At 42.5% G+C, this 14,697-nt stretch carries 17 protein-coding genes; 12 read left to right on the top strand and 5 right to left on the bottom strand.

All coding sequences use genetic code 11. The features are described 5' to 3' along the window. Positions 1–52: 52 nt before the first annotated feature. The 4 genes from K2225_RS10655 (at position 53) to K2225_RS10640 (ending at position 4,041) form a co-directional block, all read left to right on the top strand. Positions 53–1,240, top strand: a complete 1,188-nt coding sequence (locus K2225_RS10655) for a ParM/StbA family protein (protein ID WP_160910633.1) — start codon at positions 53–55, stop codon at positions 1,238–1,240. 9 nt (positions 1,241–1,249) lie between these two features. Further along, on the top strand, positions 1,250–1,846 hold the full coding sequence (locus tag K2225_RS10650; RefSeq protein ID WP_220584715.1) for a hypothetical protein: 597 nt from the start codon (positions 1,250–1,252) through the stop codon (positions 1,844–1,846). A gap of 144 nt (positions 1,847–1,990) precedes the next feature. Next, positions 1,991–2,683 (top strand): ABC transporter ATP-binding protein, encoded by a 693-nt coding sequence (locus K2225_RS10645; protein ID WP_220584714.1) that lies wholly within the window; start codon positions 1,991–1,993, stop codon positions 2,681–2,683. After that, positions 2,680–4,041, top strand: coding sequence for a hypothetical protein (locus K2225_RS10640; protein ID WP_220584713.1), 1,362 nt, complete (start codon positions 2,680–2,682; stop codon positions 4,039–4,041). Before K2225_RS10645 ends, K2225_RS10640 begins: the two co-directional genes overlap by 4 nt. 28 nt (positions 4,042–4,069) lie before the next feature. Here the strand turns inward: K2225_RS10640 and K2225_RS10635 are convergent, their stop codons facing one another. Next, the gene (locus tag K2225_RS10635; protein WP_220584712.1) at positions 4,070–4,318 is read right to left on the bottom strand and encodes a DNA alkylation repair protein; all 249 of its coding nucleotides are present in this window, start codon (positions 4,316–4,318) and stop codon (positions 4,070–4,072) included. A 143-nt stretch (positions 4,319–4,461) separates the two neighbouring features. On the opposite strand from K2225_RS10635, the gene K2225_RS10630 reads away from it, so the two are divergent. The 7 genes from K2225_RS10630 (at position 4,462) to K2225_RS10600 (ending at position 10,233) form a co-directional block, all read left to right on the top strand. Further along, on the top strand, positions 4,462–5,040 hold the full coding sequence (locus tag K2225_RS10630) for a hypothetical protein (RefSeq protein WP_220584711.1): 579 nt from the start codon (positions 4,462–4,464) through the stop codon (positions 5,038–5,040). Between the two features lie 2 nt (positions 5,041–5,042). Further along, positions 5,043–5,699 carry a response regulator gene (locus K2225_RS10625; protein ID WP_220584710.1) on the top strand — a complete coding sequence of 219 codons (657 nt, stop codon included), beginning with the start codon at positions 5,043–5,045 and terminating at the stop codon, positions 5,697–5,699. 13 nt (positions 5,700–5,712) lie between these two features. Beyond that, a complete protein-coding gene (locus K2225_RS10620) occupies positions 5,713–6,144 on the top strand; it encodes a GAF domain-containing protein (protein WP_220584709.1) in 432 nt (143 codons plus the stop codon). Continuing rightward, on the top strand, positions 6,141–7,478 hold the full coding sequence (locus K2225_RS10615) for a PAS domain-containing sensor histidine kinase (protein ID WP_220584708.1): 1,338 nt from the start codon (positions 6,141–6,143) through the stop codon (positions 7,476–7,478). The genes K2225_RS10620 and K2225_RS10615 overlap by 4 nt, the downstream gene beginning before the upstream one ends. A gap of 488 nt (positions 7,479–7,966) precedes the next feature. Continuing rightward, entirely contained in the window at positions 7,967–8,092 is a 126-nt protein-coding gene (locus K2225_RS10610; protein WP_220584707.1) for a cytochrome C oxidase subunit II, read from the top strand. A 12-nt stretch (positions 8,093–8,104) separates the two neighbouring features. Then, positions 8,105–8,578 (top strand): cytochrome c oxidase subunit II, encoded by a 474-nt coding sequence (locus K2225_RS10605; protein ID WP_220584706.1) that lies wholly within the window; start codon positions 8,105–8,107, stop codon positions 8,576–8,578. After that, positions 8,575–10,233, top strand: a complete 1,659-nt coding sequence (locus tag K2225_RS10600; protein ID WP_220584705.1) for a b(o/a)3-type cytochrome-c oxidase subunit 1 — start codon at positions 8,575–8,577, stop codon at positions 10,231–10,233. Before K2225_RS10605 ends, K2225_RS10600 begins: the two co-directional genes overlap by 4 nt. A gap of 161 nt (positions 10,234–10,394) precedes the next feature. Here K2225_RS10600 and K2225_RS10595 read toward each other — a convergent pair whose 3' ends face one another. Further along, entirely contained in the window at positions 10,395–10,967 is a 573-nt protein-coding gene (locus K2225_RS10595; protein ID WP_220584704.1) for a biotin transporter BioY, read from the bottom strand. Positions 10,968–11,221: 254 nt separating this feature from the next. On the opposite strand from K2225_RS10595, the gene K2225_RS10590 reads away from it, so the two are divergent. Next, positions 11,222–13,138: an LTA synthase family protein gene (locus K2225_RS10590; protein ID WP_220584703.1), complete on the top strand. Its 1,917-nt coding sequence runs from the start codon at positions 11,222–11,224 to the stop codon at positions 13,136–13,138. Between the two features lie 96 nt (positions 13,139–13,234). Here the strand turns inward: K2225_RS10590 and K2225_RS10585 are convergent, their stop codons facing one another. The 3 genes from K2225_RS10585 to K2225_RS10575 all read right to left on the bottom strand — a co-directional run bounded on the left by K2225_RS10585 (position 13,235) and on the right by K2225_RS10575 (position 14,695). Further along, positions 13,235–13,420 carry a hypothetical protein gene (locus tag K2225_RS10585; RefSeq protein ID WP_220584702.1) on the bottom strand — a complete coding sequence of 62 codons (186 nt, stop codon included), beginning with the start codon at positions 13,418–13,420 and terminating at the stop codon, positions 13,235–13,237. Positions 13,421–13,608: 188 nt separating this feature from the next. Continuing rightward, positions 13,609–14,385: a sulfite exporter TauE/SafE family protein gene (locus tag K2225_RS10580; RefSeq protein ID WP_220584701.1), complete on the bottom strand. Its 777-nt coding sequence runs from the start codon at positions 14,383–14,385 to the stop codon at positions 13,609–13,611. 79 nt (positions 14,386–14,464) lie between these two features. After that, positions 14,465–14,695, bottom strand: coding sequence for a sulfurtransferase TusA family protein (locus K2225_RS10575; RefSeq protein ID WP_089654675.1), 231 nt, complete (start codon positions 14,693–14,695; stop codon positions 14,465–14,467). Between the last annotated feature and the right edge of the window lie 2 nt (positions 14,696–14,697).

Here is a 14,697-nt window from a genome sequence, read left to right as displayed (position 1 = left end):
GATTTAAAGGAAGGTGAGGTCAAATCTAGCAAAAGAAAAGGAGAGCTGTGTAATGACGAACTCTAGAATTGCAGCTGTTGATGTTGGTAACGATGCCGTGAAGGCGAACTTTGGAAAATTGGAATCTTCTCTATATATTCCTAACGTGGTCGCTAGAGACCTTGAGGACCGTCCAGTTATTGGGATTGAAGACTTAGATGATAAGGATCCACTCGATAATCTACATATTCGAGTGCATTCCCCTGCTTTACGGGAGAACAATGCTATCTATCGTGTAGGGAATTTAGCTACGAAAACGACAAACTCTGCGGAGTTGGATCCTGGAAGTTATAAATCAGAAGAAGATCAAACATTGATTATGCTGTTTGCATCTCTTGCTATGGATGCTGTTACTGGAAAAGATGCGCAATCAGCAAAAAACAATGTGATTGAAGCAAACTATACACTTGGTACAGGTTTACCTTTACGTGAAGTAAAAGAAGGCAAGGATGTGGGCTACCGCTCCCAACTTCTTGGTTCTGTACACCAGGTTGAATTTTTAGTCACACCGAAATATCAAGGTATGAAAGTGAACATCAAGTTTGATGAGGTTAAAGTTTATCCAGAAGGATTTGCTGCTTATGTAAACCTTGTCATGGATAATGATTTGAACATTATTAATAAAGAGTTAGTCGATAAACAAATCCTGATCCAAGATATCGGTGGTCTTTCTACGGATATCGCCGTGATTAGAAACCGAAACGTGGATGATGACAAAGCTCAGGGCTTCAACTTGGGAGTGTCAGAATCATTGGAGATGATCCGTGACGAGATCCTTACGAAGCATGGGGTTGAACTAGACAGCCGTCGTGACGTCGTCGATATCATCACGCGTAAAAATGATCGTCATCACATTATGGTTCGAGGAAGCCGTACAAATGTGCACGACATTACGGACCGCATTTTACTTGAACTAGCCAAGAAACAATATCGTTATTTGAGAAACGTATGGCAGAAGAATTCCCAGTCTGAAATCTGTTACTTCGTAGGTGGCGGTTCAGCTGTCTTGAAGGACTATATTAAGACATTGAACAACAAACTGGATGGCTTTAACATTGAATTTTTTGAAGATGAGAATGAGAGCATCTGGATGATGGCCAATGCTTATTACAAACTTATTTCTGACTATATCCGCAAGAACTCAAAGTTAGAAGACAAGTCCAATAAAAAAGTAGAACAAAAAGCCGGATCTTCTAAATAAGGTGATTAAATGAGTTCTTCTAGAAAAAGTGTGGAGAGGGGCCAGTCCATTACGTTCCGGGTCCCCTCGGACACACCGGATCATTTGTTGAAACAGCTGTCCCAGTTGAAAGAGCATGAACGTAGAAATTTCTCAAGTAAGATCGCACAGTTCGTTCTTGATGGAGTGAACCAGTCCTTTACGAAAGATAAAGAGACCGTGACGATCCCGCTCCCCAAAGCACTTACAAAAGAGCAAAAAAGTTGGATTAAACACGAACACTCTGAAGCTCTCATCGGCAGCATCCTTTATCAGCTTATGATGGATCCTGTGAGGGCAACCACTTTGCTTGCGTCGTTAAATAGCAATGCCTATCATATTGATGATGCGCTATACCTTCAAGAAGAGGCAGCTACAGAGGAAGCGCAAGTTCCAACAGATGTTGAGCCTGAGAAGGAGAAAGCTGTTTTACCGGAAACCCCGCTTGAGCTAGACGGGGATGATGACTTGGATGATCTGGATCTAGACAATCTCCAAGCTGATTTTCTGGAACAACGAGAAGAAGACGTCCAAGAAGAAGATGACGACGACTTGCTTGGTGACTTTTTATCAAGAATGAATAAGTGATGATAAGCCCCTCGTATAAGCGGAGAGGGCTTATTTTTATTGACTAATTTTTTTAAAACAACATCAGTACAATCACCTGGATGAAAATTGAAACTATTTCCTGCTTATACTCGTAAAGAAATCAAAATAGGTGGAGGTGTAGGCATGGAAGTGGTGTTAGACGTTAACAATTGCAGTGTCGATATCCAAAAAGAAAGAATCTTGCAGGATATTAGTTTTCATGTGAAAAGAAATGAAATTATGGCTTTGGTCGGTCATAATGGCGCAGGAAAATCAACACTGATGAAAACGATGATTGGTTCGCGAGAAAAAAACGGAGGAACATTATCCATTGCCGGGCATGACCAGGACAAGCATTACAAAGCGTATAAAAGGCATTTTACATACATACCGGAAGAACCTCTTTTGTTCAACGAATTAACGGTCTATCACCACTTTAAACTTTATCAAAAGAGTTATGGTGTTCCCGAGGACTTATTTATAAGCCGTGTACAAACCTATACCGAAGGATTTGAATTGAAGGAAAAGTTGGATGAATATCCGGAAGCGCTATCTAAAGGAATGAGGCAAAAAGTTCAAACGATTTGTGCGCTGCTCCCTGATGTGCCCGTATTATTCATAGATGAGCCTTTCATGGGTCTCGATGTGTATGCGGGACGCTTTCTCGAGGAAGAGTTAGTAAGGAAGAAAACTGAAGGGGCGAGTATTGTATTGACTACCCACCAACTGGATAAGGTGTCTGAACTTGCCGACCGCTATGTCATGCTTGTAGAAGGGAAGGTCTCTTCTTCAGGAGACGTGTCGGAATTTCACGAGTTGGAAAGAAGGTCGACATGATGGAACCTAGGACGACATATTCCGTTTATACGTGGCTGAGAAAGAAAAGGTGGAAGAAAAAGTTCGATCTTTATCAACAAACATACAATATGGTTGTTGACCCCGTTATGGTCTTTTATAGTGGACTGTTCGTTATTTTTTGTTTATTCATCGGTTATGACTGGCTGCAACAGTTGATCACAGTCCTGGATGGAAGAGGAGGAATCATAGCTCCTTACGCTTTGCTTCTACCTTTTCTGGCAGTCATTAGTGCAGCGATCACTTCCTTTACAGATCCTGGCATTCGTTTTACTTCCTCAGAACTTCAGCTTAGTTTTTTGCCTCACTCAAGAAAGCGACTCGTCACCTATCTGTTTTTAGAAAAGTACGTCCTTCAAATTCTGATCATCATCGTCATCCCCCTTCCGGTTGCATTTGTTTTAATGTCATGGGAGTCTGCCGTTCTTTGGGTATCGCTTCTTTTTCTTAGTTATCCTTTATCTTTATGGTTGCAATGGAAATTATTTTCGCTGCCTTCCACTCACAAGTTGACTGTTGTCTTATTTAGCGCCATCCTTTCCAGCTTGTTTTTCCTTGACTATCCTGTTCTGCTCCTCTACCTAGGATTATCTATTGTTATTTTAATGTTTCTCATGCGTAAGGGAGATGTTGACTGGGGGAGAATCATCGATATCAATGATGCGCGTGTGTGGAATATGTGGTTGGTCGGTTATTTCACAGAGGTGAATATTAAGCCGCCGAAAAGATTTGGGATTACACAGTCGATTTGGAAAAAGAAGAAAGGCCGTCATTATTCTGTGCAGCATCTCTATGGTCGGATATGGACCGGGTATCTACAAAAATCGGCCGATGTAATCTGGAAAACGATCCCAACGGTTTGTTTAATTATTCTTGTCATTCCGATGAGGGTTGATTGGATGTTAATGTTAACACTGCCCATTGCTATTGTTGTTTATCATGAAGTAGCTGGAGGGCTTTTTTCAGATGTGGAGACTGTATTCCACTCCATGCCGATTGAAGAGGAAAGCTGCAAAACCAGCTATATGATACTAGCCTATATTGGCTTCTCACCTGTTATCATTTCCTTTTTCAGTATTCAACTGATTCTTGGTGAATCGTTTGTTGCTATAGGGATGCAGTTAATCGCAATCATCTTGTTCGTTTATGTAGATCTTGCACAAGTGATAAACGAACGTATGATGATGGTCCAAAAGGAAAATTTCTACCGTGAAGAGTGGAGAAGGGTGGCGAGTTTGATTTTACTCGGAGCTGGAGTGTACCATCCTTTATTTTTGCTCGGGGTACCCCTTGTCGTTTTCAAGCAAGGACGGTCGATTCGGAAAGAGTTGATCTCATAAAAAAGACCCTCTGGTTCATCACAGAGGATCAATCCAAGCGATTATGCTCGGCGAAAGCGATAAAAGACTTTTCATCTTCAATTAAACCACACGCTCCGCATTGGACTTTAATTTGCGGACCCTTGTAGGCCATGTGAAAAGGATCCATATTTTCAGATGAGTAACTTTCATCTGGTTCACCTGTTCTTGGATTCATCTTTACAGCTTTTGCTTCCTGTTCGATTAAATTAAATCGAGAGCGGTTGGTTTTACAGTTAGGACATAGATATGGCTGCATGTTTGTCCACCTCCATTCTTACCTTCTCCATGTTTTGAAAAAATATGAACAGGACTGTGAAAATCAGGGAATGCCCTAATATCCGTTCTGTGTTTTAGAAGGTATCATGAAACTAAGATTACGTGTGATTGAGGTGGAATAAGATGAAGGAGACAATAAAAATTCAAGCGGATGAACTCATCCAGATGTATGAAAAGATGTTACATGATTTATCTTATGATCTTCATGAAAGGTATAGTCACCTTTTGACAGGGCTGCTCCATCAAATGGACCAGGAAAGCCAGGGATCGAAATCTGCTCTTTTGTTGACACATATTATTGATGACATGAGAAGTAAATCAAATGAGACCACCCCCCTATCTCTTGCACAAAGAGGGGTCATTCCTGCCGTGAAGCAATTTAGTAAAGAAATAGAAAATCGGTTTGGAGTAACTGTGCGGCTCTTAACTGAAAACGGCTCATTTTCAATAGATCAAAGAATTCTATTCCGGTTGATTCAACAAACCATTCTCTTGATCGTTGAGCATGCGGATACCGATGCAATCGACATTCACTTGGAAGAGGAGTCGGCAACGTTCCAATTCCTTTCCCCTCATGAACAGATCGATGTGGATGGGGAGGGTTTTCTTCGACTTATACAGAAAAGGACAGGTATGGAATTAAAAATCGAACAGAGGTCAGGCCTGTGGTTTTGGATCTATTTTAAGAAGAGGGGGGAATGATGATGACTTCCATTGTGATTGTGGATGACCACGCCGTTGTCCGATCTGGATTACGGATGCTCCTGGATGCGGTGGATGATTTTTTCGTCGCGGGTGAAGCATCAGAAGGTGACGAAGCTTTTGCTCAAGTAGAGGAAAAGCGGCCGAACGTTGTCTTGATGGATTTGTCCATGCCACACGGGAAAGATGGGTTATCGGCAACATCAGAAATAAAGAAGCATTTCCCTGATACGCACATCCTTATTTTGACGATGCATGACGATGAAGAATATTTGTTTCGAGCAATTGAACTTGGTGCATCCGGATGTATTTTGAAAAATGCTCCTCATGAAGAGCTGTTGAAAGCGATCCGTCAAGTATCAGAAGGAGACGCATACCTTTATCCATCAGCGACGAGACGGTTAATGGACGACTATATGAAGAAACTGAAAGACGGTAAAACGTCAGATACCTACCGTTTGCTGACGGATAGGGAACGAGAAGTGTTGGCTTTGGTTGCAAAAGGATTTGCGAATAAGGACATTGCTGAAAAACTGGTCATAAGTGTGAAAACGGTCGAAGCTCATAAGGCGCACGTGATGGAAAAATTGCAGCTTAAAACCCGGCCTGAATTGGTGGAGTATGCTTGGAAGAAAGGGTTGCTCGGATATTCGCTGTAAAGGGGCTGAAGGAGTGAGACGATCGTTAGAAGAACTTTGTGCAAAAGTCGCTGCTGAGACAGAGGCATCCTTAGTTGCCATTGCAGAGTTTCATCTCCCCTCCGAGGGGATCAGGTGGACGTATGCCGACCGACCGTTGAATGAACGGTATAAACGAATGAGTGTCATCTACGGGAGAGGGGTAGCCGGGAGGGTTTTGCAAACAGGGACGTCTTTCAGGTGTGAAAATGTTGAAGATTTACCGTTGCCGATTCGAGAGTATCCTATTGTATTGTCTGAAAAAATACGATCTTTTATAGGGATTCCAATCGCTAATTCATCACTATTCGGAGCCGTGCTTTTTATCGGTTATCGTACGTCTCACGCTTTGCCAGACAAGGATCTTTGTGACCGGTTGTCATTTTATTTCCAAGCTCATTTTCAAAAAAGGGAGGCGGTGGAATGAAAAAGGAAACACTTTCACCTATTCTTCCCGCCCGTAGGGAAGGATTTCTGATAGTAAGAGAAGACGGTGTTGTAACGTGCTTGAATGATCGGGCTGAAGAATTATTTCAAAGGAGTCGGGAGGAAGCGGTACTGGAAGATTTGTTTCTTCACCTGTCCCTCGACGATCTACATAACTGCGAAAAAGGCGTCCTTCTAGAGCATTACATTACTCCGCAGGGGGAAAACCCCTCTCCGGTTTTCTTAGTTGTTCACGATTCAATTGCCTCAGATAATCACTACTTTTATATTACGATTCAAAATCTTGCAGAAAGAAGCACCCTTGACCGCGAAAGTTATGAACCATTCAAGGAACTTCTTGATATTAAGTATGCGCTAGATGAGTCTTCCATTGTCGCTTTAACGGACAAAAGGGGAAGGATAAGGTATGTTAATAAAAAATTTTCAGAGATATCGAAGTACGACGTGGAAGAATTGATTGGGCAGGATCACCGTATTTTAAACTCCGGATACCACTCGAAAGATTTTTTCAAAGGGTTGTGGCGTACCATAGGCACCGGCCAAGTATGGAAGGGAGAAATTCGGAACAAAGCAAAGGATGGATCCTTTTATTGGGTTGATACAACGATTGTTCCTTTTTTAGATGAAAAAGGAAAGCCCTATCAATATTTGGCTATAAGAAATGAAATCACAGAACGGAAGCGCGTGGAACAAGAGCTCCAACAAATGATGACAAAAATCATTGATGTACAGGAAAATGAGCGGAAGCATGTATCGAGAGAACTGCATGATGGAATCGGCCAGGAATTGTACAGCCTTCTCATAACCGTTCAAAGGCTGGAGAAAGAATATACGCACCCATTGATTGACCAGATGACCACAGACATCAGCCGTCTGATTCAAAGTGTAAGGGATATGTCTTGGTCACTTAGGCCATCCGCTCTTGATGAACTCGGACTAATGCCTGCTGTACGCTCATTTATCAATCGATTGGAAAATTCATATGGATTGAATGTGAAATTTCTATCAGACGTTCGCTGTCGCTTGTCCCCTAATGTTGAAACAAGCATTTACAGAATCATCCAGGAAGCGCTGACTAATGTAAGGAAATATGCGGGGGTGGTTGAGGCCGAGGTCCGGATAAAAGAAGTAGAGAGTGTTATTTTTATTGAGATCTCCGATGAAGGGAACGGGTTCTCGGTTAATCACAACCATAAAGGTGTCGGATTGTTCAGCATGGAAGAAAGGGCCCGTGCCGTCGGTGGCTCACTCTCCATCTCATCAGCCGAAAACAAAGGAACTACCATTAAAGTGAATATACCCTTAGAAGTCTGAAAATAAATCAGGCTTCTTTTTTTATGTGAGATTTTAAGAATACTACTCACTTTAGAAAAGTTATTAAACTAAATGGCAGATTCGTGTAAGACTCAGTTTCAAGACTTTTATTGAGTGTATGGGGGCTGCGGGGAATAGCTCGCTTTCCACGGGAGCGATGAGCCTCCTCAGGCTAAAGCCTTGTGGGGTCTCACCTAGCACTCTTTTCCCGCAGGACGCAGTCCGAGGAAGCTCGAAGCTCCCCCACAGGAAAGCGAGTAGCTTCCCAGCGACCCTAACGCTCAACTTAGGTAACGAACCCCGAAACCATCTCAAAACTGAGTCTTCCACAATCTGGAGCGTTTGCGGAACTGGATGGTTTAGTGAATTTTTAAAGAAAAAAGAATAGGGGATTTCGCTTTTTAAGATGAGGGGATTCCCCAATATTTTATTTTAACTGTGCTCGATACAATAAAAGCAGACCAAAGGAAGCAAATGGGAGGGGCAGGATGGTTATGAAAAAACACGAGGATCAAACAGACCTGAAGGGGACACTTGTGAGTGTTCTGGCTGTAGGAGCCATCATTATATTCATGTGGGGAAGCGTCTATTTTTTATATATCCAGAGGTTATAGGAGGGGAAGGGCATGCATTTACACAAATACGAAAAAATATGGCTGATCTTCGGTATTATGGCACTCATTATCTTTTTATCTGTCGTTGGCGTCAGTGCCTTCCATCAGGGACATACACCATCGGGAGGGCATATGAAAATTGATCCTGATAAGGTTTCTGAAACGGCCCCTTTCGACCAGCCAGGGGTGTATGAAAAAGAGGATGGCACCTATGAAGTAATCATGGTAGGCAAGGCTTTCGGGTACGATCCTGGAAAGGTTCAAGTACCTGCTGGGAAAGAAATCCTATTTACGGTTACAAGTTCAGATGTCGTTCACAGTTTTTCTGTGGTCGGGACAAATGTGAACATGATGGTCGTGCCGGGGGAGATTAACCATAAAAAGCATACGTTCCAGGAACCTGGTACGTATTTGGTCATTTGTAACGAGTATTGTGGATCCGGCCACCATTTTATGAGTACAGAAATCGAGGTGGTTGAACAATGATAGTCGGACAAATAGCAAAAGGAGAACGGAAACTTGCCCTCGCGAACTTAGGTTTTGCCTATGCCGCTTTCTTAATAGGGACTCTTTGTGGTCTGCTTCAGGTCTTCATCAGGAATGACGCCCTTACGTTACCAGGGTGGCTGGATTATTACCAAGTGTTAACAGCTCATGGGTTATTGCTAGCGATCGTCTTTACGACATTTTTCATTTTTGCCTTTTTCCAGGCGGGGATGAGTCGGACGCTTGGATCATTCGGACGTAAAGTACTTTTATGGAATTGGATTGGCTTTATTGTAACTTCCTTAGGGACCCTTTTAGTTGTCATCATGGTGATCGGAGGTCAGGCTTCTGTCCTTTATACCTTTTATGCTCCTTTACAAGCTCACGGTCTGTTCTATGTCGGCCTCGCTTTATTTGTCATTGGTACATGGATTCAAGGCTTTGCTTTGATCGGCCATTATCGGGCTTGGAGGAAACAGCACAAAGGAGAATTCAGTCCTTTATTCGCTTTCATGACAGTCGCTACTCTTATCATGTGGATTATCGCTTGTCTAGGGGTTGTAGCTGCTGTGCTGTTTCAGTTCATCCCTTGGGCATTCGGATGGGTGGACGGAATTAATGTTGAATTGAGTCGTTCACTGTTCTGGTATTTCGGTCATCCACTCGTATATTTCTGGTTACTGCCTGCCTATATGGCATGGTATGTGATTGTTCCAAAAATTCTTGGTACGAAAGTTTTTAGTGATTCGCTGGCACGCCTATCGTTCGTTCTATTTATTCTTTTCTCGATTCCTGTCGGTTTTCACCATCAATTGACAGAGCCGGGGATCGCAAGTTTCTGGAAGTTTCTACAAACAGTTTTGACGTTTATGGTTATTATTCCATCTCTCATGACAGCTTTCTCAATGTTTGCCACGTTTGAGTTGCGAGGCAGGGAACTTGGAGGTAAAGGATTGTTTGGATGGTTTCGGAAGTTACCATGGAAAGATGTTCGATTTACTTCCATCTTTATCGCCATGGCTTTCTTCATCCCTGGCGGAGCAGGTGGAATTATCAACGCAAGTTTTCAAATGAATGAAGTGATCCATAACACACTGTGGGTCGTGGGCCACTTTCATATTACGGTCGGCACACCTGTAGCCATGACATTCTTCGGTCTGACGTTCTGGTTGATCCCTTACTTGACCGGACGACGTTTTACGAAGGCCTTACAAAAGCTCGCTTTTATTCAGATCATTTCATGGTCAGTGGGGATGCTCCTCATGAGTACGGCCCAGCACGTACTGGGGTTGATGGGGGCACCAAGACGTACCGCTTATACAGGATATGCGCATGATGATGCACTGGCGTGGTTTGATGGAGTTTTATCCAATCATGTGACGATGGCTGTCGGAGGATCTATTCTCTTTCTGTCGGCCTCATTACTGATATACATTGTCATTCAATTATGGTGGATAGCGCCTAAAGCTGATGTTCATCAAGCAGAGTCGTTTCCGATTGCCTCCAGTGATGTGTCTGCTACTCCAAGGTTTTTAGAAAATTGGAAGTTGTGGATTGGAATTGCCTTTGTACTCATCGCTGTTGCTTACACGATTCCTTTATCAGATCTGATCCAACATGCGCCACCAGGGTCCGGAAGGTTCCAAACCTGGTAGGAGAGGGGGGAAACCATGTCATTCGCATTTGCATTCACCGTCGCGTGCATTCCGCTTTTCCTTATTGTTAGTACGATTCTTGTAGATCTACAAACAGAAGAATAAAAAAAGAACGTCGTGACTAATCACGGCGTTCTTTTCATTGCCTGGGAAATATGCGGTTACGAAGCTGCTGGTTGGGGGTCTTCTTTAATATATCTTGCCTGAATCATTCGTTTTCTGACGATAATGCCAATCCAGCTGGCAAGGAAAGCTTTAATGAGTCCAACAGCGATAAAAGGATAGACGCCAGCGGCAAAGGCCTGGTTCCAAGTCATATCGAGGACGAACTTCAACTGAATCGTTCCACAAATTAATGTAATGATCATACCTGTTACATTTGCAACAACCGCCATGGGCAAATGAAAAGATGTTTTCTCTAAAATATAGCCAGTAATGAATGCTGTTAAAATGAAGCCGAATATGTAACCTCCGGTTGGTCCTGCCAAAACTTGGGCTCCTCCACTGAATCCAGCGAAAACAGGAATTCCCATAGCCCCTAAAGCCGCGTACCCAACCATCGCAACAGCTCCCTGCCTGCTTCCTAAGATAGTAGCTGTGAGACCGACGGCCAAGGTTTGTCCACTGATCGGTACAATGGGGAGGGGGATTTCGATTTGAGCCATAATGGCTGTCAGTGCGGCAAACAATGCTCCGTTTACAATGAATCTCAATCTCTTACTTTGTGGTGACATGACTTCCGCTCCTTTGTTAACCATTTATAATTATAAGTTAACATATAAGAGTGGAGTTGTGTTAAAGTTCCACTCCATTTTTCCTTATATAGGAAATATGGTGGAAGTATAGGTATTGAGCTTCATTTTTTCTAAACGACCATTGATATAAAAGGTGCAAATGTGTCAGAGTTTTTAAACTATCTATAAGGTGGTACAAAAAAGATTTGATATAAGGTAGAATAGGGTAATGTAAAATTAACGGAGGTTTTACAATGTTTACAAACAATAAATATATCAACAAAAAAACTGGTTTGAAACTACTAGTCTACCTTTTGGTTATCGGACTTTTCTGGTTGAAAATGAATTATATACAGACAAGCATCTTTTCACTGAATGTGGAAAATTCCAATGAAGCAAGCATTCTGGCGTTTAATCCACTGAGCAGTATTTTTCTCATATTCGGATTGGGGATTTTGCTGGCTGGACGTCGGGGAATGTTCGTTTCCTATATCTTAGGCTCCATTCTTTTATACGTAAATGTTCTCTTTTATAGAGAATACAATGATTTTATTACGATCCCGATGTTAAATCAGGTGGCGAACCTCGCAGACTTAGGAGGCAGTATCACAACGATTATGAGTCCTGTTGATGCCCTGTTGTTTGTGGATGTTCTCATTGCTGCTTTTCTATTATTCTACTTGAAGCCTTCACGCTTCCAGGTATTCAAGCCTAAGCGCTGGGAAGGGATTGTTCTTGCTATTGTTGCTATTCCTTTGTTCTTGATTAACTTACAGTGGGCAGAACAGGAGCGTACGGATCTTTTAGAGCGTACATTCGACCGTAATATGCTCGTGAAGTATATCGGCGTCATCAATTATCACGTGTATGATGTAGTGTTGCAGGGGAAAACCGAGATGAAAAAAACGTTGGCGGACAGTAACGAACTTGTACCTGTCATCAACTACTTGAACGAAAATAAAACAGAAGACAGCGACCGTTTAGAAGGTGTCGCCGAAGGTAAAAACGTCATTATGCTTTCTCTTGAAAGTACACAGACATTTGTGGTCGACAATACATTGCATGGCGAAGAATTAACTCCTTATTTCAACGACCTGAAAGAAGAAGGCATCTACTTTGATAATTTCTATCATCAAGTGAAACAGGGGCGGACGTCAGACTCTGAGTTTCTGCTTGCGAACTCCATGTATCCATTGAACCGTGGCGCTGTTTTCTTCACTCATTCATCGAATGAATATGAAGGACTTCCAGGTTTACTTGGAGAGAATGGTTATTTTACCAACTCCATGCACGCGAATGATAAAACATTCTGGAACCGTAATGTGATGTATGATTCTCTTGGCTATGACGAATATTTCTCCAAAGAAGATTACACGGTTACTCCGGAAAAATCTCATGGCTGGGGTTACTTGGATGAATATTTCTTTGAGGATTCATTGAACATGATGAAAGAGATGGAAAAACCTTTCTACTCAAAGATGATTACGTTGACGAACCACTATCCATTCACACTTCCTGAAGAGCAAAAGTTCATTGAAGAAGGGGAGACGGGCAGTGGGACATTGAACCGTTACTTCCAAACGATTCGTTATCAGGATGAAGCATTGAAGAAGTTCGTTGAAGACTTCAAGAATTCAGAGCTTTATGATGATACCATCCTCGTCATCTATGGTGACCACTTCGGTATTTCTGAAAACCACCAAAAAGCGATGGGCGAGTATTTAGATAAAGAAATCAACGAGTATGAGCAGTTCCAGTTGCAGCGTGTTCCAATGTTGATCTACGGAAAAGGAATCGACGCGGAGAAAAACCATACGGTTGGTGGTCAAGTCGACCTTCGTCCAACACTGACGAACTTGTTAGGTATTCAAGATGATAATCCAATTCAATTCGGCCACGATCTGCTTGATGAAAATCGTCGTCAATTGATGGTGACTCGTGATGGTAACTTTGCAAGCGAACAATATGTTGGCATTCAAGGAACCTGCTACGATCGTGAGACTGGGGAAGAGCTGGAAGCTGACCTTTGTAATGAAGGATTTGAGAAGGCTCAAGAGGAATTAGAGATGTCTGATTCAATTATCTATGGTGACTTGCTGCGCTACCTTGATGAAACCGAGATGGTCCAAAGCGAGAGTACTGAACCGAATCAAAATAAACAAGAAAAGTAATACAAAACCTCTCTCCTTTTAAAGGAGAGAGGTTTTTTTTATGTGGCAACACCTAGATGTTTTTGTGGAGGACAGAACCTCAAAGGCAAAGCTGACTTAGTCCAGTTTACTTTTTTTATTCTTAGAGAAAAATGTGTAGAGAATATAAATGACAATGGAGATAACCACGGCTGTTTTTCCCGTTCTGTAGCCAATATCGCCGGATATGAAGTCATAAATGAAAAAACCAATGAAAATCAGTCCGGCGATGATGAAGATTAGTACCTTCCATCTTGAGCTCATCTTTTCCCTCCTATCTTTTTATTCTTTTCCCTGCCCTGCGTTTGTTAATCCATTTTATGGGAAACTCAGCAGGGTCTGATAGAAAGACAAAGTTTGGAGGCCAACTGTGTTCAAGGGATGGATCTGGACTTAAGCATAGAAAAAGAGCAGGAACCTTATAGAGTCCTGCTCTTTTTCTATGCTCAGTATTAGAAGATATCCATCCAGACTTTGATTGTCGTTCCTAAGATTAATAAGGCCAGAACGGTCTGCAGAATCTTTGTATTCACTTTCTTTCCTGCCATCGCCCCCAGTGGTGCAGCGATCAAACTTGCAACAACCATGATGGCTGCCGGGAAGTATTCGACCTGCCCTGTGGTCACTTTTCCGATTGTCGCTCCGATGGAGGAAATCAACGTGATGGCAAGAGAAGATGCAATTGTCATCCGTGTTGGAATTTTAAGCACAACGAGCATGATTGGTACTAATAAGAAAGCTCCGGCAGCACCGACAATCCCTGCTCCTACTCCTACGATCAATGCTAAAATAGCAGCCAGAGGTTTGTTGAAGGTGACCTCATCCAAGGGCTTGTCGTCAATACCTTTTTTCGGTACAAACATCATGACTGTCGCAATTAATGCAAGAACACCGTACACAATGTTAATACCGTCTTCTGCCATGAACCTCGATCCATATCCCCCTATGAAGCTCCCAATCAAAATACTGACACCCATATATATAATAAGCGTTTTGTTCAGGAAACCGCCTTTACGGTAGGCCCATACACCACCGATGGTTGCGAAAAAGACCTGCACGGCACTGATGCCGGAAACTTCATGGGCGGTGAAAGCGGTAAAGCCTACAAGTGGTGGAATATAGAGCAGCATCGGGTATTTGATGATGGATCCACCAATTCCGAGCATACCAGATATATAAGAACCTATGAAGCCGATAAGAAAGATCGTGATGATTAATCCGAATTCCATAGTCTGTCTACCTCCTATAAAAAAGGGAACCGTTGCAGGCTCCCTTTATTCCATAATGGGGCAATCAGGTGATCCCTGATTATTCTCCCTTTTTAATCCAGAACTTGAATACACCATTGTCTTCTTCTGTTTGTAGAAGTTCGTGACCACCGGACTTCGCCCATGCAGTCAAGTCTGCTTTTGCGCCCTGGTCTGTTGCGTGGATTTCAAGGACTTCTCCAGCTTCGATGTCTTTCATCGCTTTCTTTGTTTTCACGATAGGCATTGGGCAAGCTAGTCCTGTTGCATCAAGTGTTTTTGTTACGTTCATAA

This window comes from Halobacillus sp. Nhm2S1 (assembly GCF_019599545.1).
In the GTDB taxonomy this organism is placed as follows: Bacteria; Bacillota; Bacilli; order Bacillales; family Halobacillaceae; genus Halobacillus.
This window is presented reverse-complemented; position numbering and strand designations above follow the sequence as displayed.